This is a genomic window from Lacrimispora brassicae, assembly GCF_054772055.1.
In genome coordinates this window covers 17,252-41,313 of sequence record NZ_BRYH01000062.1, presented here as the reverse complement: position 1 = coordinate 41,313, position 24,062 = coordinate 17,252, and the positions used below count along the sequence as shown (strand labels likewise).

The 24,062-nt window shown below is 45.5% G+C and carries 11 protein-coding genes; all 11 read right to left on the bottom strand.

The features are described from left to right. Positions 1-72: 72 nt before the first annotated feature. A complete protein-coding gene (gene prmC, locus ACYVD3_RS26250; RefSeq protein ID WP_460645454.1) occupies positions 73-939 on the bottom strand; it encodes a peptide chain release factor N(5)-glutamine methyltransferase in 867 nt (288 codons plus the stop codon). After that, positions 936-1,880, bottom strand: a complete 945-nt coding sequence (locus ACYVD3_RS26245) for a DUF1385 domain-containing protein (RefSeq protein ID WP_460645453.1) — start codon at positions 1,878-1,880, stop codon at positions 936-938. The genes prmC and ACYVD3_RS26245 overlap by 4 nt, the downstream gene beginning before the upstream one ends. A 44-nt stretch (positions 1,881-1,924) precedes the next feature. After that, positions 1,925-2,050, bottom strand: a complete 126-nt coding sequence (locus ACYVD3_RS26240; RefSeq protein ID WP_460645452.1) for a hypothetical protein — start codon at positions 2,048-2,050, stop codon at positions 1,925-1,927. Between the two features lie 30 nt (positions 2,051-2,080). Next, positions 2,081-2,290, bottom strand: a complete 210-nt coding sequence (rpmE, locus tag ACYVD3_RS26235) for a 50S ribosomal protein L31 (protein ID WP_460645451.1) — start codon at positions 2,288-2,290, stop codon at positions 2,081-2,083. A 134-nt stretch (positions 2,291-2,424) separates the two neighbouring features. Further along, positions 2,425-4,044, bottom strand: a complete 1,620-nt coding sequence (gene rho, locus ACYVD3_RS26230; RefSeq protein ID WP_460645450.1) for a transcription termination factor Rho — start codon at positions 4,042-4,044, stop codon at positions 2,425-2,427. 163 nt (positions 4,045-4,207) lie between these two features. Further along, complete coding sequence (locus ACYVD3_RS26225; RefSeq protein WP_460645449.1) at positions 4,208-5,527, bottom strand: replication-associated recombination protein A; 1,320 nt, start codon at positions 5,525-5,527, stop codon at positions 4,208-4,210. 148 nt (positions 5,528-5,675) lie between these two features. Then, entirely contained in the window at positions 5,676-6,650 is a 975-nt protein-coding gene (locus ACYVD3_RS26220) for a Gfo/Idh/MocA family protein (protein ID WP_460645448.1), read from the bottom strand. Positions 6,651-6,890: 240 nt separating this feature from the next. Next, the gene (locus ACYVD3_RS26215; RefSeq protein ID WP_460645447.1) at positions 6,891-7,364 is read right to left on the bottom strand and encodes a NanQ anomerase/TabA/YiaL family protein; all 474 of its coding nucleotides are present in this window, start codon (positions 7,362-7,364) and stop codon (positions 6,891-6,893) included. 336 nt (positions 7,365-7,700) lie between these two features. Beyond that, positions 7,701-8,711: a LacI family DNA-binding transcriptional regulator gene (locus tag ACYVD3_RS26210; protein ID WP_460645446.1), complete on the bottom strand. Its 1,011-nt coding sequence runs from the start codon at positions 8,709-8,711 to the stop codon at positions 7,701-7,703. Between the two features lie 161 nt (positions 8,712-8,872). Beyond that, positions 8,873-9,895 carry a hypothetical protein gene (locus ACYVD3_RS26205; protein WP_460645445.1) on the bottom strand — a complete coding sequence of 341 codons (1,023 nt, stop codon included), beginning with the start codon at positions 9,893-9,895 and terminating at the stop codon, positions 8,873-8,875. Between the two features lie 55 nt (positions 9,896-9,950). Further along, on the bottom strand, positions 9,951-23,969 hold the full coding sequence (locus ACYVD3_RS26200; protein WP_460645444.1) for a SpaA isopeptide-forming pilin-related protein: 14,019 nt from the start codon (positions 23,967-23,969) through the stop codon (positions 9,951-9,953). Positions 23,970-24,062: the final 93 nt, after the last annotated feature.

Sequence of the window (24,062 nt, the reverse complement as noted above, 5' to 3'; positions counted from 1 at the left end):
TGAGCCAAGCATAGCAAGGCGGCGTTTGGCGGATGCAACACGATAATAGGCGCCTGTCCTGTTTCCCACTGCTCATTGCTTTCGTGAACAAACCACACGGTCCAGCCCTGCCCCATCTTTGACCACACGGATTTCTCCAAAGCCGGCATCTTTTAATAAACCGCTGACCGACTCTCCCTGGTCATAGCCGATTTCAAAATAAACCGCTCCTCCTAAAGACATATGTGAGCGGCTTTCCAAAGCAAGCTTTCTGTAAAAATACAGTCCGTCTTCCTTTCCGTCAAGGGCCAGCATGGGTTCATGATCCCTGACTTCCGGCTGCAGCCCCTCTATTATTTTCGTTGGAATATATGGAGGATTGGACACGATCACATCAAATGTTTTCTGGTCCTTAAAAGCTTCAAATAAATCGCTTTCCACCAGAGTGATCCTTCCCTCTCCCAAATGCTTTCCTGCATTCCGTTCCGCCACCTTAAGGGCTTCCCGGGAAATGTCCGCGGCGGTCACACGGTCAAACCCACCAAGTTTTGCCAGGCTGACTGCAATACAGCCGCTTCCGGTGCACATATCCAGGATCTCCGGCTTCTTTCCCTTATAATCCTTTAAGACCAGTTCCACCAGAGTTTCCGTATCTTGCCTTGGGATCAAAACATGCTCATTGACTAAAAACTCAAGCCCCATGAACTCCCGGCTGCCTGTGATCTGCTGAAGGGGGATCCTGTGGGATCGTTTCTCGATCATGGAGCGGTATTCCGAAAGGGCCTTCAAAGAGGAGTCCCCTTCCGGGAGCATTCTGTTTCTGTCCATGAGAAAATGCGTCATATCCGTGTGGAATGCCTCAAAAAGCAGGTATCTGGAATCAAGGGAGGCCTCTTCCACTCCTGCCTTTGACAGCTTTTGTGTTCCCTCTTCCAATAAAAGCTGTAATGTCAGATTCATGCCTTCTTCTCCGGGAAATTTCTGTTAAGAAACGCCTTCCAGTCAAATACGGCCTCCACAGAAGCGATTCCCACCTGGATCATGTGGTCGTCCGGCTCCTTGGTGGTCATTCCCTGCATCCACATGCCCGGGCGGCTCAATAAATCCACCAGCTTTGAATCGCTGCGCCCTGCCAGACGCAAAAATTCATAGGATACCCCGGCAATGACCGGAATCAGTATGATCCTGCTGAGAACCCGAAGGGGCAATGTATCCACTCTCACCACCATAAAAAACAGGATGCTGATGATCATGACGATCAGAAGAAAACTTGTTCCGCATCGCTTATGTTCTTTGGAGCTGTTTCTGACATTTTCCACAGTAAGGGGGAGACCGTGTTCCAGGCAGTTGATGCACTTGTGCTCCGCTCCGTGATACATGAAGGTCCTGCGTATGTCCTCCATGCGGGAAACCAGACCAATGTAAGCGATAAAGATCCCGATACGGATCACACCTTCTAAAATAGCCATAATTGTCTGGGACTTAATAAAGTGCTGAAAAATATTGGCAAGGAACATGGGGAGTACCATAAAAATCAGGATGGACATTACCACGGAAAATGCCATCACCATGCTCATCAGCGCCTTTTCCATCTTTTCCCCAAACAGCCGCTCCAACAGCTTTTCAAATCCGGAAGGCTCTGAGTCTTCCTCATCGTCTTCAAAAAAACTGGCTGAAAAGGTCAGGGCCCTCATGCCCAAAACCATGGAGTCCACAAAGCTGAATATCCCTCTGATAAAAGGCAGGGAAAAAAGCTTTACCCGTTCTCCCATGCTGACATAAGTATCCTTTTTCACTTCAATGGTTCCGTCCGGCTTGCGGACCGCCGTGGCATACTCATCCCCGTTTTTCATCATAACGCCTTCAATCACGGCTTGCCCGCCGATTCCTGAATACTTCATACGCCAAACCACCTCTCTGTTTAAAATGGAAGCTTTTCACTTGTTCAAATCTCAAAAAAAGGCTGAGCTAAAGTGTTTCCACCAAACTCAACCTTCTCTTTGCCCCTGATATAATAAGGAAGTTCGATACGCCCTAAGGGCGCATGGAACGGCTGGTTTTCTGAATTCATGCTGTGCTTCGCCTGCATTCATCAAAAAAATTATGCCTCAGCCTTAACGCCATATTTACGATTGAATTTATCAATACGTCCACGAGCGGAAGCAGCCTTCTGCTGACCGGTGTAGAATGAATGGCATTTAGAACAAACTTCTACGTGGATATCTTCCCTTGTAGAACCAGTTACAAATTCATTACCACAGTTGCAAGCAACCTTGGCCTGATAGTAATTTGGATGGATTCCCTCTTTCATGATTTTCACCTCGCATACTCTGATTTCTATTAAATCGCAGTCCGTAAACCGACTTTGTCTAATAAACAGCTTACACAGTATAACATAGAAAATTTTCTAATGCAAGCCTTTATTTCTACAAAACCCTCCATTCCCTAGAAAAAGCGTATTTTTTTGGAGGTTTCCACAAATTCCCTGTTGTTTCGTGTCCTTGAGAATAAATCCAGGACTTTCTCCACCGCATCCTCCGGTTTCAGGGTATTGGTAGCCTTTCGGATGACATCAACCACCTCAGCTTCTTCCCTGGTAAGCAGCAGATCATCCCTTCTGGTACCTGATTTAAGGATGTCAATGGCAGGGAAAATCCTCTTTTCAGACAGCTTCCGGTCAAGAACCAGTTCCATATTGCCGGTTCCCTTAAATTCCTCATAAATGACATCATCCATACGGCTGCCCGTCTCCACAAGAGCGGTGGCAAGAACCGTGAGGCTGCCTCCCTCCCTCATATTTCTGGCTGCTCCGAAGAATCGCTTTGGCATGTGAAGGGCTGCCGGGTCCAGACCGCCGGATAAGGTACGGCCGCTTGGTGCCACCGTTAAGTTGTAGGCTCTTGCCAGACGGGTGATGCTGTCCAGCAGGACCACCACATCCCGGCCGTGCTCAACAAGGCGCTTGGCCCGCTCGACCACCATTTCCGACACCCTCTTATGACGATCCGGAAGCTCATCAAAGGTAGAATAAAGCACCTCCACGTTATTTCCGAAAATGGATTCTTTAATATCCGTAACCTCCTCAGGGCGCTCATCGATCAGCAGGATCATGAGATGGATCTCCGGGTGATTCATGGTTATGGCCTTTGCCACTTCCTTAAGCAAGGTCGTTTTTCCTGCCTTTGGAGGGGATACGATCATACCTCTCTGGCCCTTTCCAATGGGGGCCAAAAGATCCAGGACCCGCATGGCGGTGGTGTTTTTCCCTCCCTGTGTCTCCATATGAAGCCTTTCTTCCGGAAATATGGGGGTCATGTTTTCAAAGTTAGGACGGCGTTCTGCCACGCCGGTAGGATAGCCATTGATGTTCTTTACATATAGCAGAGCGGCAAATTTTTCCGTAGCCGTCTTCACCCTGCGGCTTCCGTGAATGATGTCCCCGGTTTTCATATTGAACCGGCGGATCTGGGAAGGGGCCACATAAACGTCATTTTCACCTGGAAGATAATTTTCACACCGGATAAAACCAAAGCCATCGGGCATGACCTCCAGAATTCCATGGGCTTCAATGCCGCTGTCCAGCTCCTGCAGTTCAGGGCTTGGCTGGAAATCTCCTCTTGGTTCTTCGGAAACAGTTTCCTGCCTTGCCTCATACCTGGGAGAAGGCTCTGCATTGTTTCCCTGGGCAGGACGGTAGCCTGCGGTTCTTTGCTGCTGCCCTTCCGGACGGTAGGAACGGACAACGGTCTTCCTTTGGTTGTTGGACGGAGACAGCGTCTGTTGATCCATGTTCCCCTGGCCCTGCTGGCTTGTCACCTCTGGCTGAGGCTGAGCCTGAGGGGCGGGCTGGGGTGCTGCTGCCTTAGGATCCTGTTTTTTTGCTTCCTCCGCCTTTTCTACCGAAACACTCCCTGGCGAAACAGGAATAACAGGAGCTCCCTCTTCCTTTCGGCAAAGTAAATCTATAATTTCAGCTTTTCGCATGGAACTGCAGCCCTTAATTCCCTGGGCTTTAGCAAGCTCCTTTAGTTCCGCTAACGGCAATGTCTGTAATTTTTCACGCATATTATTCTCCTTCATGATTCCTTATAACAGTTGTTTCATAATCTTGGGAATGCTTCACGATAGAATATCGCAACAGATGGCCGGAAGTGTTATTCCGGCCCAAATCATATTAAATCGGTCGTACGATACGCCTATTATATACCTTTACATAAAAAAAGAAAAGTTATTTTTTCAGTTCTCTTAAATGCTCTTTGATTTTACGCTCATAACCATTTTCCGTGGGATGATAAAACTCTGTCCCTTCCAGCCCATCGGGCAGGTACTGCTGCTTCACGTAATTGCCTGGATAATCGTGGGCATAGAGATACCCCTGCCCGTGGCCCAGCTTCGAAGCCCCTTTATAATGGGAGTCCTGTAAATGAACCGGCACCGGCATGGTTTTCTGGTTACGCACCGATTCCAGAGCCTCAAATACCGCCATGCAGGCTGCGTTGCTTTTAGGTGCCGAAGCCACATAGGTAACCGCTTCCGACAGGATGATCTGGGCTTCCGGAAGCCCGATCCTCTCTGCGGCCTGGGCTGCCGCCACTGCCACAACAAGAGCCTGGGGATCCGCATTTCCCACATCCTCCGCGGCGCAGATCATGATCCTTCTGGTAATGAATTTTATATCCTCTCCCGCATAAAGCATTCTTGCCAGATAGTAAACAGCCGCATCCGGATCTGATCCCCGCATGCTCTTTATAAAGGCTGATATGGTATCGTAATGATTATCCCCTGTCTTGTCATAGCGCACCACCCGCTTTTGGATGCACTCTTCGGCCACCTGGAGATTGATATGGATCTTACCGTCTGACGGATCCCGGTCCGTGGTCATCACCCCAAGCTCCACCGCATTTAAGGCGGCTCTTGCATCTCCGTTGGAAACATCTGCCAGAAATTCTTCCGCATCCTCATCAATCACAGCGTTATAGGAACCCATTCCCTTATCCCTGTCATAAACTGCCCGGCGGATCAATTCCCTGATGTCATCCTTTTCCAGCGGCTTTAGTTCAAATACCCTGGACCTGGAAAGAAGTGCGCCGTTTACCTCAAAATAAGGATTCTCCGTGGTCGCTCCAATAAGGATCAGCGTCCCATCCTCCACAAACGGAAGAAGATAGTCCTGCTGCCCTTTGTTGAAACGGTGGATCTCATCTACAAACAGAATGGTCTTTTTTCCATACATTCCCAGAGAGTCCTTGGCTTCCTTTGCGATCTCTTCCATATCCTTTTTCCCGGCCACCGTGGCGTTGATCTGCCTGAAATCCGCACTGGTGGTATTGGCGATCACCCTTGCCAGGGTGGTTTTCCCTGTTCCGGGAGGGCCGTAAAAAATCACGGAACCCAGCTTGTCCGCCTTAATGGCCCGGTAGAGCAGTTTATCCCTGCCAATGATATGCTGCTGACCCACCACCTCATCAAGGGCCGCCGGACGAAGCCTTGATGCAAGAGGGGACTCATTTTTCATGGTATTTTCCCTCATATAATCAAACAAATCCATTGTTATTCTCCCGTATCCTAAAATCCGTTGGGGCAGGATTTCTGCCGGTTTACCCGCCGGAAGTCTTCCGGCTGTAACAAGAGTATATCCCTGCTTTGATAAAGTGTCAACAGCATTCCGCTTTCCTGTGATCTCTTAGGAAGACGTTCTAGGATTCTTCCGGATACTTCATATTCCAGTCATTCCGTATCCTTGTCATCATGTTCATGACATCTGCCGTATATTCCAGGTGCATTTCGTCAGATTCTTTGGAAACCGCTTTCTCCATATCCAATATTTCATACAGCAGTGCATCATCCGTGTTTCCTGCTTCAATCACTTCCTGGCGGTTATCTTCTGTATAAGTGATCACCGCCTTGTCTGCCCTGGGGTATTCATAAATTTCAATATAGCCTTTATCAAAAGCCACTGTGCCGCGCTTTGGCTGCTTTGCGTGAAGGGACAGAGAAATGGAGGCCATTTCCTCCTGGCTGTTCATTAACAGAATCCCTGCCTGTTCATCTACGCCGCTGGGGGCAAATTTTACCTGTGACAGGATCTGGTCCGGCGCCTCTGTCATAAACCATCTTGCAAAGGAAAGGGCGTACACCCCGATGTCCAGCAGCGCCCCGCCGGCAAGATTTCGGCTGAAAAACCTGTTTTCCATATTATAGTCCTTGTAGCTTCCAAAGTTCATCTGAACAAACCGCAAAGGCCCAAGTTGGCCGCTTGTTACAATTTCCTGCAATTTCTTGTAAATGGGCATGTGATAAATGGTCATTGCCTCTGCAAGCACCAGATTGTTTTTATCTGCAAGACCTGCTGCCTCTGAAAGCTCATGGGAATTCAGCGTAATGGACTTTTCACACAGCACATGCTTTCCGCTTTTTAATGCGTCTTTTAAATAGGCGATGTGGGTATTATGGGGTGTTGAAATGTAAATAATATCCACCTTATCATCGTGAAACATATCTTGGATATTATCATAGACTTTTTCTACTCCGTATGTTTCCGCAAATTTAACTGCATTTTCATGGGTTCTGTTCCCCACCCCATATAAGGTTTTTCCCCGCTTTTTCATGTTTTCCGCCAACTGCCTGGCAATTTCTCCACAGCCTAATGTTGCCCAACAATACTCTTTCATCCCTCAGCCCTCCTAATAATTTTGTTTTCATCACACAGCCGTTTGCCAATGCTGCAGCCGCACAACTGCCTCTATATATGTTTATTATGGTCAGAACCCGTCCCTTTGTCAAGCACCGCTGCCAATAATACAGCCGGTTATATAAGAGTTGTATTATGAATACAAAAGCCCCCATTTGCTTCGGCAAAAAACCCGCCTGGCGTATAGAGGCTAAATCTTGTATTTCTGTTACATCTATTTTTATAATGAATCTACTTTTATTTTTAATACAATCTTCTTTACCGCCTCAGGAGCCCCCATTTGGCAGCATGGTCTGTGGACATCCTCCGGAAAAAATATGGCATAGCAGCCGTCTGTCATTGGAAGCATCAGCTCGTTCACATCTTCTCTTTCTTTATAAAAAAGCACGTCATTTTCTTCAAGCAAATCCTCCAGCACTTCCCCGTCCTTGCGGTCCGGATAAAAGCCTATTAATTCATGTCCATGCACCATATACTGAACATCAATATATTTTCTGTGCACTTCCGGCCTCTTTTCCTCTTTTGGTCCGGTAGTGACTTCATTAATTTGCAGAATTAAATTGTCCCCGTCCAAGGGATATTTTCCATGATGCATCTCTGTTACATCAGTCTCCCTTAAAATCTCCATTGCTTTACGGATTTTTTCCGTATATGCCTTTCCAGTCTCTGCTGAACCAATGTGTCCGTAAATCATAAATGTTCCCCTTTTCTTTGTTTGCAATCGATTGCGTAACTCTCATTTAGGATATCAGTTTTCTTCTGGGGAATCAATCCTATTAATTGCTAAATTCTTTTCTATGCTTTTGTGGTTTTTTAACTAAAATATTATAAAAATTCAGGAAATGAGGTCTGTCTTTGGAATCGATTGCGTAAAGGTGGGACTCCGGGCTGCAGGTAAGGCTTTCTTTTCGCCCTATCCCTGTCAGCGGGCAGGGGGGGGGGGGACTTTCACCCCCACTCATACGAACAAGCCCTCATACTCCCCACTTAGTTCTCCACGAACTTAAAATGAGGCATTGCTTGTTTGCGTTCAACTGCTTTCCCTTTGAATGATATCCGTATATATTTTCATATCATGAGGTGTATCCTTCCCTTCAAGAGCCTCTAAAAGAATCCGGGAAGCATTTTGGCAGACTTCTGCCAGTTTATTATCTAAAGTCGTCAGCTTTGGGGTGCAGATTTTCCCGTACAGGGTATTATCAATCCCAATCACTGCGATCTGGTCCGGGACAGCCTTCCCCTTTTCATGACATATCTCCAGCCCGCCCACAGCCAATAAATCAATGGAATAAATAATTCCGTTTACTTCCGGATATTTCATAAGGATCTCTTCCGTTGCTTGTCTTCCTCTTTCAATCGTATGTTCCGGGGCCGTGTCACCGTCTGCTGCATGAAAAATAAACTGTTCTCCATCTCCAAGTCCGTGATTTTTAAGGCCGTTTTTAAACCCCCGCATTTTGCTGTTGTTGGAAGGAGTTATGGAGTCCACTGCAAAGGCCAGATTGCGGCGGCCCCTTTTTACCAGCAAATCCACACACCTCTCCACTCCCTGCTCCTCATCCACCAGGATCCCCCGCACGTTAGGCAGATCCAAGGAACCGTTTACAAGCACAATGGGAATATCTTGTAAATGCTCCTTGATGCTTTTTTCTACCTCTTGTGTTCCAAACATGGATCCCACCAGGATAGCTCCTTCTATTCTTCTTTGTTCCAGGATTTTAATGTATTCCGCTTTTTTCTCAGAGGTCATTCCTGTGCTGAGGGTGATGCAGGTATAACCTCTTTTTGTCATCTCCTGTTCAATAATATAGGCAGACTCCGTGTGATGGGAAATACGGATATCCTCAATCAGGATTCCTACAATCTTTGAAGATTGGGTCACAAGGCCCCGGGCCGCCTCATTAGGAGAATAATTATATTCTTCCAGAAGCTCTCTTATCCGCTCCTTCGTCATTTCACCGACTCCCGGTTTGTTATTGATCACGCGGGAAACCGTACTGGCAGAAACTCCCGCTATTCTGGCGATATCATAAATTGTCATTGGTTCACCTCTTTTTAATGAAATAGAATTACATTTATACTAGCATCACATTTTATAATATTCAATAACAGATTCTCATGAAGCGAAGTGTTGTATCTGCATTGCCCGGCGCCGGTTGTTCCATAGTGGGGGAATCTGGCGGCCAAAATATTCCGGCCTTTTTATGGCTCTTGCTTCTCCGGCTTCTTTTTCTCCCCTTTTTCCCGATTTTCCTTTTTTTTCCGGCCTTTTCGAGCAACGGCCAGGATTAAAAAAATGGTTAGTAACAAGATTGTAAAAATTGACAAGGTAAGGGAGTTTGTCAGCAGCCATTTTAGGAAATTCCAGAATCCGATTCTTCCTTTCTGTTCATAAGTTGCCGTTGCCTGCTTCCGGAAAATAGGCCGGCCTGTTTGGTTTTCTGCATCTGCTTCCATATAAACTCCATGATAAACATTGGCTTCTATGGAAGGGTAGGTCACATCCCCTCCATAGATTCCCCTGATGTCTTTCACCAGCTTCCGGCCATAAGCGGTGGCTTTCCGAATCATTTCTCCCTCCTTTTGCACAGGTTTCCCCTCCCACTGGATCCTGGTGATTTTGTAGTATTGAGGGGAAAGATTCAGATAATCCAGAAATTGATCCCCATGGTCTATTAAGGGAGAATTATTTGAAATCTCCATCTGGCCCAACATGTATGAATCCCCATCATATCCGGTTACTGTGATGGGAAATGTAAAATTATAATCCCAATAAGTGCCTTCTTCCCTATAATCAACCGCTGGGAGCCTTACCTTTAATTCCTGTTTTAAATCCTCATTTATAACTTTGACCTCCCCATCTTCCGGGAGAGGGTCTATGTATTCTACCCCTTTGTATAATATAGAAGTTTCTGAATATCTCGTTGTTTCTTCTGTAATTACTTTTGCAAGTTCACTGGTTTTCAGAATGTATTTTTTTCCATTCTTCTCTATTTCCTTTTCAGGGGCATATTCCTGGGGTTTCCCAACAAAGGGGGCAGAGTCATATGTGATGGTATCACCTGGTGGGACTTCTTCCACGTTATCTATTTCAACAGATTTCAACCGGTAGAGGATTCCATCCTTTTCATAGATCTCCTTAAACTGGGACCTTCCGCCTTCCTCCTTTATAGTTGTTTTGTATTCCTTTTTTATTATTAGAAGCTCTTCTTCTGCGTGTGCCATGCTGCAGCATCCCAAAGCCAGAGATGTGACAAGAAACATAGCAACGAGACTTTTCTTAAGTATGTTTTTCATGATTTTTATCTTTTTTTCTCCTTGCAATAGCAATGCCGGACGCAATGACAACCAGACCTATTCCTGAAAGCACTCCTCCGCTTAAACCTATGTCTCCTGTTTTCGGAAGCCTACTCAGCCAGCCCCAGAATCCTATTCCCTTGTGATTGATAATCCCCAGACCACTTAGGCCTGATTGATATGCCGCTGTGATGATGCCCTTTTTCTTTCCACGTGACCGGCGGTTGTACATCACTAATTCTCCTGTTACAGCTCCGGCATCCGTTACATGAATGGTCAGGTAAGTATCAGTCTTTATATATCCCTCCGGAGCTTTTATTTCATGTACAGTATATTTTCCGGTGTGTAAAGGCTGAAATAATAGTTGACCGCTCTCATCTGTTATCCCGGTAAATACCGGCATTCCTGCTTCATTTCTGACCTCCAGCTTTGCCCCGGCTAATCCTTCCCAGGTTTCAACATCTGCTTTTTGAATCAAAACTTCCGAAGAAGGATAATTTATAACCGATATTATACTGTTTTCTGACACCTCACCGTTTTTAATAGTAAAGAAATAGGTATGATCTGTTGCAAGATAGCCGGGAGCCGCCTTTGTTTCCTTGTAAGTATAGGTTCCGTCTGCCGGAATATGGAATTTTGCAATTCCATACTTTTCTGTGTTTACAGTAAGGTATAAACTCCCGTCAGGCCGGTAAATGGAAAATTCCACCCCCTCAATGCCCCGGCCTGTTGCAGCATCCACTTTATAGAGATACATTTTATCTGATCCAGGACTTTGCTTCTTTGGATCTATCATCGTAACTTCCAATAACTCCGTTCCCTTGGGTACTATAAATGCTATATCAGCAGAAAGGAAATATCCTGGCGGCGCCTTCACTTCATGAAGGTAATAAGTTTTTCCTGCAGCTAATTTTCCAGTAATATCAATGGCCACACCTGTTGTTTCAAAGTCTGGAATGACTACATTTTTTTGCTGATCCAATACCTGTAAAACAGCTCCTTTTAAAGGTTGGCCGGATGTATCCACTTTCTTTAGGCGGATCTCAGTAACCTCATTTTTCATTTCAACCATGTCAACCGTTCCGTCATGGTTAACAGTAAATGGAACATCTTTTGCATAAGAATATCCATCTGCAGGGAGGATTTCGCAAAACCAATAGCACTCTCCTGCTTTTAATTTTGCAATGAGTTCATGTGGCTGTTCCCCAGATATCCAATCTTCCACCATGTTTCCTGTCTTATCTTTTATGCCCATATAATTTCCTGGAAGTTCCTCATTGCCGGTTATAGCCTTTTTTGAAAGGATCACATGGGTTGGTTCGTCTATCATGACTACTGTATCCCTGTCTCCGTTTAAGCTGACGGTAAAGGGGATATCTTCTGTATAGGCGTATCCGTCCGCCGGGCTGACTTCGTGGAGCCAGTAATTTTTCCCGGCTTCCAACTGGCCTTTAAATTTCTCAAACTGGATTCCTGTGGTAAAGATCAATTCTTCTCCAGCCTTTAAACCATTTCCATCACGGATGGCCCTTGCAGGGGTTTTATCTTCGTTTAATATTTGAAGCGTACATCCTGGTAACTGGCGGGCAGCATCCGATGGGGTTCCAATTAAAAGAGAACCGTTGAGTTTTTTTATCAAAACCTCTGTTTTCCTGTCTTTCATAATTACCGTGATTACTCCTGGTTCTTTCGGAACAGTAAATGTTACATTCTCGCTATAGGCATATCCGGACGGCGGCTCTTCCTCTACCAGCTCATAGGTGGTTCCTGCTGTCAGGAGTCCTTTTATAAGGAATGGTTTTCCTTCTGGCGTAAAGGACGTAATGACAGTACCGGTTTCCTTTTCCCGGATAGAGAAACACCCTCCTGTTAGAAGCTCCCCTGTCTCTGCATCTGCTTTTAAAATCTTTATCTCTGTTTTTCTATCCTGCATAATGATGGTTTCCCCTATACCGCTTTCCTCCGCTGTAAAGCGGATCTCTTTCTCAAAGGAATATCCGACTGGGGGCTGCTCTTCCAAGACGATATATTCTTTCCCTGGAACAATCAGCTCTGCCGGTATCAATACCACCTTCCCTTCTTTCTTCGTAAATTCATAGATGACAGTTCCTGTCTCTCCATCAATCAGGTTATAGCGGCCTCCCGCAAGCTCCTCTCCGGTTTCTGCATCCACCTTGGAAAAATATAAATGTATTGGACGGTCCTCCATGTCCACGTTATCAACCATCCCGGAAGAATTTAGCTGTAAACGGTAAATTCCGCTTGTAAGACTGCTTCCGTCACTGTAGGTTGTGGTTTCTGTAAGCCGGTAGCTTCCTCCTGCCGTCAGGATCTCCCGGATCGTTTCATCGTTCCGGTTGTTTTTAAATACTGCGCTCTGAGTGGCCTTTGATACCTCACCAGTTATCATTCCTTCTTCCGTCTGCCCGGTAGAGTATAGAACGGTATCATAGCCGTCTGTTTTCTCCTGTGCGATCTCATATCTGGTTCCGTAGGGCAGCCCAGCAAAGATAATAAAGCCATCACCGGTTATTGTGATATTTCCTTCTCCCTTGATCCGGCCCTCCGATGAACCGCTGTATGCCTGGTATCCGGTTAAGATTTTACCAGATGGGTCCATAAGCCTTACATGAAAAGCAAATTCGTCTGCCTGATCCTCAGCGTGCCCCGTACTACCGGGTATTCCGGTTCCGGTCAATTTATTTATGATGGCAGCAGATCCGTCCGGGACAATGGGATTTGTCAGGACTGTACGTTTGGTAACTGCATCCACCTTTGTTTCAAAGTACGCATTTATCTGAGTTCCCGTTTCACCTCTGACCACGGCCACCAAGTCTACCGTACTGCTCTCATGGGCGGCGATATCTGTAAGGTTCCAGGTGACAGTTCCGTTTTGCTCTACTCCGTAATCTGTGGATCTTAAATATTCAAGCCCATCTGTAAGAACCGCTTTGACCCGGATCTCTGTGGGATGGTTGTAAGGATTGGTATAGGAAACCGTGTATTTTATGACGCTTCCGTTTTTTACTGCACTGTGATCCGTTCCCATGCTGCTTGTTATCTGCACGATAGAATCTTCCCTGGTTACTGGATTTTTGATTGTATAATCATGATTGTCCTCATTGACGGTCCAACTTGCAAGGATGTTTCCCTCTGCATTAGTCAGCTCCTGCCTGGTTTCCAAATAGGTCCTGGAAGGGAGACAGTAAGATCCTTCTTCATCAAAATAGATCCTTTTGATTTCCTTCATTGATTTCTCTGTCCTGCCATCGGAATACCTGGTATACTCGGTGATCTCATACAAGTGGCCGTCTATAATACCGTCCTCTGCTGTCACCATCCGGCTGTTGCCCGATCCGATCAATGGAGGGAGTTCGCTTCCTGTGTCCAAATCCTTTAATATGGTGCAGACCTTTACAGGGACCCGTCCAGTTACGGTAAGGGCTTCGATAAACCCATTGTCACTTGCCAGACTCAAGACACTAAAGTTGTTTGAAACATTCCGTATTCCAGATCCCGCTTTATTTAGAGTAAAGATCACCGGCTTTGAAAGGGCGTACCCGGCTGGAGCTTTTAGCTCTTCCATGATGTATACCCGGTTGGCTGACAGCTTCTTGGTCAGGGTAAAGCCGTCTAGCCCGGAAATCAAAGTCTCAATGGCCTCTCCATCCTTTTGGTACTGTCCATTGACAGCCACCGCATGATATACCGCAATTTCTGCACCTTCCACAGCCATTCCATTATCAAAGTTTGTCTTTTTAAATTGAATTTTTGTTGGTTGGTTCTCAATTTCACAGGTATAAATTATTTCTTTTCCGATCCCTTTTCCGTCAAACTGGAACTTCTTCATTCCTTCGGAGATCTGGTAAAAATCCGGTGGGGAAATTTCTTCTATGGTGTAGTTATAAGGTTTTATGGTTCCGTCTGTTTGCACCAGACCTACCGGAAGTCCGGTTATTTCTGCCTTTCCATCTGTGCCGGTTGTCATGTACCAGACAGCTCCGGTATCCTTGTTTATCACCCTAAACCGGGCGTTTTCCAGCCCCTCCCCGGTATCGGAAGCTTTCTTTATAATTTCCAGCTTTCCTACAGTTGGAGTATTTACGACCCGGTAAAAAAGAATCTTTTCTGCACCTACAAGGATCTTTACCGGCTCTATTTTTTGCATGTAGGCCGGAGGTTTTAACTCTGCGATATAATAGGTTCCATAAGGGATTTTATCAATCCTGTGAGGCTTTAAATCACCTGGGTCAAATCCCTCTGGGATGTCTCCATTAAATCTGTCATTTTCTGTGTATCTTCCATCCGATCCGGAATCCCAAGTTTCAATTAGATAAGCTTCATCTTCCACAAAGTTCCCGGCTTCATCGGCCCGGTATAGGGCAAGTTCTGCTCCCTTTGCGGCATATTCATTGGCTCCGTCTGAAACCACCTTCAAGACGTTGATGTACTTTTCCTCATTTTCCAGGCTGATCCTCTGCACACTTCCGGTTTCTTCAAGAACTATTGCTTTGGGATCGGCTGTTTCAAAGCCATCCGGTGTCTTTTCTTCCACCAGGACGTAATTTCCTACCTTCTTCCCATCTTTCTCTGCGTTAAGAGGCAAGTAGTCGATCCGGTGCATTCCCTCTAAAGTGTCATAGCTCTTTACTCCTCCTGATTCTGTGTAATTAAACTGATATTCAAAATTCAGGGGGAGTTTTCCGTCCGAATCAAGAGAGCCATTTTTCACATTCCGGTAAGTGGTGATTCGGATTGTTTTTCCAGCATCGGTGATCCAGGTCTGGACTGTCCCTTCTCCTTTTCCGGTCTGAAGGATTTCCCTGCGCTCCGCCGTCCGTTCCCCGCCTTTCGTGTACCAGGTGAGGGAGGAAAGGCTTTCCCCTTTCTCCCGGTAAGCTGCTTCAAAGTCCGTGATAAAGCTGGACTGGTTTTCTGACAGGCCAAGAAAATCCTTTATACGGTCCATAAAGCCGGTACTTTTTTCAAACTTCTGGGTGTACTCAGTCAAATCATCAGTCAGCCATTCTATTATCTTCTTATCCTTATCATAGACCGGCTTTCCTTCATCTATTACGATAGTTCCATTGCTATCCGTCTTTGCTTCATAAAGGGCCAGACTAGCTGCATGGCTGTTTGGGAGCTGCATCTTTTTCCCAGTGCTGTCTTCGTAGTACTTATAAACCTCTAGCTTGGTATGATCGTTCTTTAAGTTTATGGCTTGTACTTCTCCGGTTGCTTTCACCGTAAGCTCCATGGAACTGCGGACATAGCCACTGACTGCCTCTATTTCCTCCAGGATATAGTTCCCTGCAGGGATTCCCTCAAAGTATTTCGGGGTTCCATCTGTGATCCAGTCGGCCACGATCTGTACCGGCGCATTGTCAGCGGTATTTTCTACCGTCCACTCTGCTGGCGTACTTTCTGTCTTTACAAAATAGTACCCTTTTGGATAGGTCACACTGTCCGTGGTATAGACCCGCTTCGCCTTGTAGAGTGCCAAATGTGCCCCGGAAACCTGGCCGTAACTGTAAGCTCCTTTCGGCTCCGTAACAGTAAGGCTTTCCTGATAATCACTCATAACATTTATCCGGTATTGATCCGGCGCATCGGTCTTTACAATCTCCACCTTGATCTTTTCATCTTCCATCACGGACTTTTGGACCTTCCTGGTTTCTGTAACGGTAACACCCTCCGGAAAGCTCTTGGTGTAGCCGGATGGAACTTTTACCTCTTCCATGATGTAGGTTCCTGGGATCACCCGCTTTAGCATATCAGCCTGGCCTACGGTCATATCCGACCTAAATGGATCATTGGGGTACTTCTCACCGGTGATCCAGGTGTTTTCCATGATCCAGGCTTCGCCCTGACGGTGGTAGAGCTTCATATCGTCTGCGATGTCCTCCTCTTTACCGATATCTTCCATACCGGTCTTGTCATTGATCTTGTAAGCAGCATTGTTATAGGCCGGAAGAAGGTCATCGTATTTGTAGCGGACGTAATCCCCGTCAATGTCATAGACCGGATCGCCCTTTTTATAGGTTTCAGTCGATCTCTGGTAATACTCCGGAAGGCCATGGCCATTCAGTACCGGATTCATGCTTTTGTTAAAAAAACTTCCATCATAGGTCCCTGTGATGTATTCCTGATCTGTATCGGCATTGATGGAAGCAATTCTCCAGGTTTTGATTTTTTCCCTGGCAATGACTGCTCCGGTTTTCGTTCTGGATACCTTTACCGGCCATACCAGGATCTTTGCCCCTTCTTGGGCAGGATCTTCCCCGTTACACCGGGTATAGGCCATGCCGGTGGTCGGATTTATATATGAATCCCGGTTTCCACTGCTGCCAAGATGATAGAGGATGGTTCCAGAGCTTAAGGTAAAGCATTTGTCCATTGCGGAATATTTCACCGCAGTTAAATCCCCACCGGTCAGTTCAAAAACAGGCTGTCCGGCCTTCAGCACATAGATGGATTCCTGGTTTTTTGCAAGTACCTTATTCCCATTCCGGTCATAGCCATAAAGCTTTCCGTCCGCCCCTGTTTCTGTTACCCTCAGCTCTCCAAGGGAATAAAATAGAATGTCTGTATCTCCTCGCTCTATCGTTTGGTAAGTCCAGGTTCCTTCCCCTGGCTCTCCATTTAAACTTCCTTCCTCATCCTCCTCTCGGATAAATTCAATGCTTGTCCCGGCGTATCCCTTAAATACTTTGATCGACTGGACGTTGTTGTTCCGGTCCCTCGTGACTTCCACGCCGTCATAGCCTATATCCCCGCTGTCTCCGTTTCCTTTGACCTCTATAGCGTCATAAAGGGTCAGCTCTGCCCCGGCCACGTAGCGGTTGTTATCGTCTGCGGTGTCTAATGGCCTGGATATCAGGCCATAACCAGCAAATACACCATCTACATAAACTGGCTCTGAATCTTCTCCAGCAGCCTTTCTGGATTCTAAATATTCCAGGGTGCCTTTGTACCAGGCATAGCCTAAATAAGTTCCGTTCTTGTAGGAAAATTCCAGGTTTTCTGTTCCATACTTCTGTTTTAATTCCAACTCTGTTCCTTCCAACCTGGTGTTGGTTTTGTAAGTGACAGTTTGAGCGGAATCCTTAATTTTAGAAACCTCCAAGCGTACCGGGGTATTTCCTACATAGATTCTGGCCATATCCGCTGCTGACACATCCCCTGTCTGATCCTGCCCCATGGAACGGGGCACGCTGTCATATATAGCTGCCGCCACCCGGTTATCCCGGTTTCCATCCAGGTAATAGGTGATCCTGTCGGAATAAATTTCAATTGCAACTGGCTCTGTCCTTACATATCCGGCTGGGGGCTTAATTTCACAAAGGACATAGGTCCCGGCTCCAAGAGGCTGTGGAGTAATTAAATATCCGGTATTCTGATCCTGATAGGAACTTTCTGTTAAATCCTCTTCCTTAGCCTCAGCGTGCCCCGCTTCATCGGGCATAAGGCCGTCCCTGGTGGTTGTAAAGGCTTCATACTGTCCTGTCCTTCTTCCTTCCTGATCCGTAAGTATCACCTGTTCCGATTCCTTGCATATGGGTGCTCCTGCCGGAACAGTTCCTTTCCAGGCATCTTCTTCCAAGGCAATATTTTTGGCTCCCATAGCTTCTAAAAATTCCTTTGATCCTTCGATCCGGGTATCTGTTTCATAAAACTTCACCAGGCCGTCCGTATTCTCCCCGTCTTCCCTGGAGGCTGCATAAAGGGCAAACAAAGCTCCGTCATGGAGAAGGTTCTCCCCGGTCTCTGAATCCAGCTTTTCGATCCTCAGCTTTGCTTTAAAAAAGCTATTGCAAAACTTCGTATACCCAAAGCCTTTGTATGAACTCTCTCCATTTGGGGAAAGGGTGCTGTCTGCAGCCTCTGTAACAGCGTTGTCAGGCGCCACGATCGTCCACGGCACAAGCATAGGAGCATATTTTCCATCATAAGCAATCTGTACGCCCTGCATGGTTGTTACATTATCTTTATACTGGATTCCAGCACCACTGCTCTCCGTAACGGTTTCTGGGAATGGAACATCATTTGCGGTACCTTTGTTTTCTGCCACGGAGCTGTATCGGTAGTATTTTGATACCGCTTCCCTTCCGCTTAAGCCCTCTGACAGGTAATATGGAACATTTCCATTGTTCCTGTTGTCCTGCTCATTGTAGTAATTCTTATACGGTTTGAATCCGTTCTGGCTCAGTGCAAAATAATCACCTGATCCGGTTCCCGTCATGCCATTTCTGATGTTGTCAATGTCCATGCCGTACTTATAAACTTCAAAGTCACCATCCGCATTTCTGCCCCTGATTACATTTATACTCTCCTCATTGAAACGGATCTTGTACTTGCTTTCCATCTCAGGCTGGGTCATGCCGACAGAATAATTGTAATAATCATTAGTCACTTCCGGCGCAGCCTGGGAGCCATCATAATCCTCATATACAGATGGGAGAGAGACTTCTCTTGGCTTATCAATCTGGTAATGCTTGTTCTTTAAATCCCCCAGATTACTGAATTTCGGCTGCTGTTCTGCCACCACATAGGTTCCGTATGGCAGATATTTCGATGTGGCGAAATAATAACCGTCGCTGCTTCCGGAAACGCCTCCGTACAGGGTATCCGCTGAAAGTGTTGTGAGATCTTTATCTGCACCACCGTCCTGTGAACTGTCCCATTCAATGGAATAAATCCGGTCAAGGTCATACGCAAAGAAAGGTTTTAAATAGTTTTCTGCCTTTCGGATAGCTTCTGAAAGGGCTTTGTCATAAATTTCATCGGAATAAGCATTGCCACCTGTGGCGCTTTCCGTTTCTCCATCCTGATTTTTTTTCACCAGCTTTGCCACTTCGTCATCCAGATACCAGGTAATGGCAAACTGGCGGACGTTATCGGAACGCAGGGCATTATCCGCAGCTATATCCGATGTATTAATATGGTTCTTGATATCCGGATTATTGCGGACCGCTGGATACTCCGTTTCCGCCCCGCTTCTTCCAAACAGGAGCTTCTTTATTAAGGCAAAGGGCTTAAAGGAGGTGCTGCCATTATGCCCGATGGGGTAGGGCACGCTGTCTGTACGATCCCACTTATTATCATTGGCCACATTTATGGCATCGAAGAACTTGTCATAATTGTAAATAGAAACGATTCTTGCCCCAGCACTGCCATCCGTCTTTGCCGATATGGTTTCCAGTATGGAAGTATAGCCGTTATTCTGGTTTCCGTTAATAAATCCATTCGTATTGCTGTACAAGGTATTATTGCTTACGATTGCGTCCTCTGAGTTCTTATATAAAGGAGAGGTGACGTGTTGCACTTTTGTGAAAACTTTATTTACCAGGGCCGGAAATTTCTCGTTTTGGTCAAGTACATTAATTTCATTTCCCAGCCTGTCCTGCCAGATTATAGTTCCATCGTTGTCACGGTAAAGTCGTTCCAGGTTTGATTTCAAGTACACCTTAAAGCGGAAGTTGTCCATTTTTTTAGCCACCGTATCCCTTTCAAGATGCCCTCCAAAGGTTCTTGTAAACCAGTCATCATGGGCTGCGGCATAGGAGTTGGTGTTGTCGTATGATTTTTCATCAATGGTCTTCGTTACCTTAATCTGCTGTCTGATGATACGTTCCAACACAGGGGTTGGTGTTTCTCTTGTATTTCCGTCCTCAAGCAGATCGTGATATCCATTGCAAATCAAATGTTGATTCTTAATGAAAGTCTTGTTCGAATCAAATTCCGGGGAAGCAGATACCCCGGCTCCTGCTCCGGAAACACGGATTACGTATTCTGCATTAGATATGCTGCCTCCTGCCGCATAACCCCAAACATTATTTGATCCGATCCTGCTTATATCATCACTCTTCACAACGGTTTTTCCATTATTAAGTGCGATAGTAAAGTTACCTGATCTTACTCCGGTAAGGTCCATGTCTTTTGAGCCAACATGAATGATGTACTGCTTTGCCACCTTGTCATAGTAATAATAGGTACTGCCAACCCGGTTCGCCACTTCTTCCAAGGAGTCAACTTTCGTGACTTTAGAAGTGCTTACATTCTCCTCATTTACAATGACATCTTTATAATTTGGCTCCCATACTTTTCTGGTTACGGGCGCATGGCCTACGTAAGTACCACCACTTTGGTACCAGTAATCATAAAGGGTTTCTCCTGTTGTATAATGAAGATATCTCTCGCTATCCGTTGGGTACATGGTTTTATCTGTTGGAATTCCATCATCGCCCACTTCATAGTCCGGCATTACATTGATTATGTATTTACCTGTACTTCCCATTTTAGCGGCATTTAATTCGCTGTCAGTATACTTTCTTATGACATATCTTCCATAGGTTGTATTGAGTTTTGTTAAGTAGGCAGCAACGATATCACCACTGGAATTCGTCTGATACAGTAAGGTCCTTCCTGGGTTCATGGCGACAACGATTGTCACGATGGCTTTCCCTGCGGTGTATTCTATTTTTTGAAGACCGCCATAGGTAAATACTTTTTCGTTGATGTAATAATTTAAAATCGCCTCTATAACAGACTTATTTGTTGTGACATTTTCAATTTCAAGAACCATTTCCGGTTTGCCATAGACGATTTTTCCATTCGCTGTCCGTTTCTCATCATAGACCGGGACATTGATCGTGGAATAATAATCACCTTTCGGGGTTTCCATATGGAGAGAATTACGCATCATCTGCTCCAACTCAGCTTTCACATATTTCATGTTGCTATCTGAATCCGTAAAGGCACTGGTAAACCTAGCCGGGTCACTGGCTGTGGCCATTCCTTCCGTGGGAAGTTTATCTGCCTCAGTTCCGGCAGCTTCGTATGGAACCTTGATGGTTGCAGAAACGCCTGGCTTCTCAATCATGTTTCCATTGATATCACGCTTATAAACAGAGTCTGATTCTGCGGTCAGATAAAAAGGTGCTTCCTTTGCATCACCCCACTTTCCTCCATCTACTTGCTGGATCACTACCGGATTTAATGTGACGTTATTTAAGTAGATATCTGCACCTTCCGGAATCCCATCAAGGACTACATTATACCCATTGGTAGCATCCTTTGATTTTGTTTCAAAAAGAAGTAAATTTTCCTTATTTCCATAAGCAGCATTCCCCTCCGGGAAGGTAACGGCATTATATAGCTGTTTCGTGATCCAGGCAGCCCCTACCGGAGCCGTCCTTGAATCAGCAGTGTCACCATAGGACTCACGGGTACTTTTCTCTGCATTTGTAACCGCCATATCCTTTCCGGTAATGGAAAGTTCATATCCCTCGGAACGGGAAAGCTCTTTGATATAATAATTGCCAAGAAGCAAAGGTCTTCCGATCCAGCTATCTCCATTCATGCTCTTATTATCTTTATAGATGCGGCCCCTTTCTTCTTGTGGCTGCGCCTTTTCATAACTGTCTTTAACATACAGGTTTTCTGGATAGCTCTTTCCGGTATACTCAATTTTCCCGGCCTTGTAATTGTAGACACTATGAGGTCTTTCCGTTATCGTTAAGAAGGAACCTTCCCCATTTTTATCTGTGGCTGCCACTGCAACAAGATCATTAGCATCAAATACTACTCCAATACCGAAAGATACATTTCCATTCTCATCCCGCTGCGTGTCCTGACCGTAAATATCATCTGCCGCAAACAGACCGTATACAGCGCCTTCTAAGGTGGCATCTCCCTGAGTATCTCCATAGGAATCATAGTTTCCTGACTCTCCTGCCTTTAATTCCATGTCCCTCTTATTGAAATGGACCTGTCCTGGTACACGATGATCATATACTTTAAAGGTATGAGCTGTATTGTTGCCGGGTCCCTTGTCTACTTCCGGCTGACTATCCTCTTCTCCTCCTTCGAACGCCTTGCTGGAAGCTCTGCTAAGAACGCTGAAACTAAGCATTGTTGTCATAACTGGCTCTTCGTCAGTATCTTCCGCCAAAAGGTTGATTTGCATTCTTCCTCTTTCTTCTAGAGGAAGAGATGTCTCGGAATCCGTGGCCAGGTGATATTTTAATGAAGGGTTCATAACGTTCTTTTTGGCCTGTGATGGAGTGGCTGTTTCATCATCACCGAAATACTCGTCTGGGAATTCCTCCTCATTCTCTTCTACATCAAACTTCTCATCATATAATTCTTCATCATCCTTGGCGGTAAGCTTCACGGTAATTTCCTTCTCTTCTACAAAAGCAGTAGGAAGGCCGATAAACTTAAGCAATTTGTTGATGATTCGTTCTCCAAGTGGAAGATCATAGGTCTCTTTAAGGATTAGATCCCCGCTCTCCTCAGAAGCATCTGAATATGTAGAAGGACTTGCTACCTTATCGCTGCTATCAGATAATAAAAGTTTATTTTCATCTATCAGGCTGGTTTCCTCTGGTCCAAAGGCTTCCCTGTTAGTCAAACTCCCCATGGCTGATCCAGCAAATCCCTCAATGTCTGCGTTCTCGGAACTACCCTTTGCCATGTTTCGGACGTACCCGGTGACTCTTATATCTGCATTACTGGCACTTTTCCACTTTTTAGGTCTTTCTGCTTCGGAAGCTGCCGTTGTGATGATCTCAATCGGAACATCATCCGGATGTCCCGGATCATGGATGATATAACCATCCCTTGGCTTTGTTTCTCTGAACGTGTAATCATACTCAAGATTGATAAAGGTTTCATATGCATCATCTCTGGCAGCCTTACAGCCTGACGCTTCAAATGCCTCTTCTTCAGATGGTTCTTCCTCACTGTTACATAACCAGTGATGGAAGGTTCCCCCACTGGCCGCAGCACGGGCTTCACATTCGTCTATTGCCCCTTGCCATTCCTCCATTAATCGTTCATACTCTTCTGCCGCTTCATCAGCTTCTTCGCTTCCTTCTCCTTCTTCGCCACCATTCGATTCATCAATTTCCGGTTCCGTGGGAAGTGGATGGCCATTACAGTAGGCGTGGCTAAAATCATAAAAGCGGGTATCTCTATGAGAGATTCGCCCACTGGCATTTGTTACCAGGTCATCATCAAATACCAGCCAATCCTGCCAGGTTGTTGGGTCTTCTCTCATGTTATCTTCGATGATTCCGCCATCTGATTCATCACCACTTAACTGGCTATCATCGAATTGCTCCAATACCTGCCAGGTAGAACCCTGTAAGGGATTTCCAGTCTCATAATCCCTTTTTTCCAGATCAACTTTATAATTGGATTTAAAGGTTTCATTGTGTTGGTAAACCTTTAAGGACACTTCTCCATCCCCTGGTGTGGGAGTAGGTGTATTTGTACTGTATTTTGTAGTAAGGTAAAATTCGCAGTTTTTCTCTTTAACATCTCCTTTTGCACGGTATAGTTGCTGAGATCCTGGGACATTACATTGAAAAAATTCCAAGCTACCTGTAACTTCCAATACCCTAAAGACACTTGGATCGTAACTAATTTTCATAACCGCTTCGGTTGGTTTTTGTCCAGCTAGAGCGTTAGGGAAGCTCCAGGTAAGATTCTGTCCATCCGTGTTAATTACCAGTCCGGGAGTTACAGCGTCAATTTTGCAATATTTCACAAAAGTTTCCCAATCTGTAAGTCCAGTTAATTCATAAAGCTTTTTTGTATCTATCTGTCCGGGGCCACTTCTCAAATCATTAATATACATAGCCTTGCTCTCGGAATTATATTTACTGACCAACTCAAGGATATCCTTAGGGCTTTTGCAACCTTCTGGAATGTTTTCCAATGACATAAAACCGTCATTTGCCATGTTTTCTACCTGGCCTGATCCGCCATTGCTTTTTCCTTTTGTCCATGCGATATCTCTTGCTTCATCTTTAGTAATCCAACCAAAATATTGATTGAGCTTTGACTCTCGAACAGTATTACTATCATAACTCCCAAATGCTAAAATATAGGCCCAGAACATTCTTTTTTGTTCAATAGTTCCATTATTATAATCAATATCCGCATTAACTTTGGAATAGTCGTAATTACTATGGGCTGAGGCTCCTGTGTTCATACATAAGAACCATTTATCTCTATCATCACCAGGAGCCCTTCCCATAAGATACGGATGTCCAGCCTGTCCGGAACTAAGAAACTTTAAACTAAA

What these genes read in the sequence shown, in the direction of transcription:
- prmC (WP_460645454.1), bottom strand. Translation starts at nt 939, where the DNA reads ATGAATCTGACATTACAGCTTTTATTGGAAGAGGGAACACAAAAGCTG.
- ACYVD3_RS26245 (WP_460645453.1), bottom strand. Translation starts at nt 1,880, where the DNA reads ATGAAGTATTCAGGAATCGGCGGGCAAGCCGTGATTGAAGGCGTTATG.
- ACYVD3_RS26240 (WP_460645452.1), bottom strand. Translation starts at nt 2,050, where the DNA reads ATGAATTCAGAAAACCAGCCGTTCCATGCGCCCTTAGGGCGTATCGAA.
- rpmE (WP_460645451.1), bottom strand. Translation starts at nt 2,290, where the DNA reads ATGAAAGAGGGAATCCATCCAAATTACTATCAGGCCAAGGTTGCTTGC.
- rho (WP_460645450.1), bottom strand. Translation starts at nt 4,044, where the DNA reads ATGCGTGAAAAATTACAGACATTGCCGTTAGCGGAACTAAAGGAGCTT.
- ACYVD3_RS26225 (WP_460645449.1), bottom strand. Translation starts at nt 5,527, where the DNA reads ATGGATTTGTTTGATTATATGAGGGAAAATACCATGAAAAATGAGTCC.
- ACYVD3_RS26220 (WP_460645448.1), bottom strand. Translation starts at nt 6,650, where the DNA reads ATGAAAGAGTATTGTTGGGCAACATTAGGCTGTGGAGAAATTGCCAGG.
- ACYVD3_RS26215 (WP_460645447.1), bottom strand. Translation starts at nt 7,364, where the DNA reads ATGATTTACGGACACATTGGTTCAGCAGAGACTGGAAAGGCATATACG.
- ACYVD3_RS26210 (WP_460645446.1), bottom strand. Translation starts at nt 8,711, where the DNA reads ATGACAATTTATGATATCGCCAGAATAGCGGGAGTTTCTGCCAGTACG.
- ACYVD3_RS26205 (WP_460645445.1), bottom strand. Translation starts at nt 9,895, where the DNA reads ATGGCACACGCAGAAGAAGAGCTTCTAATAATAAAAAAGGAATACAAA.
- ACYVD3_RS26200 (WP_460645444.1), bottom strand. Translation starts at nt 23,969, where the DNA reads ATGAACACAGGAGCCTCAGCCCATAGTAATTACGACTATTCCAAAGTT.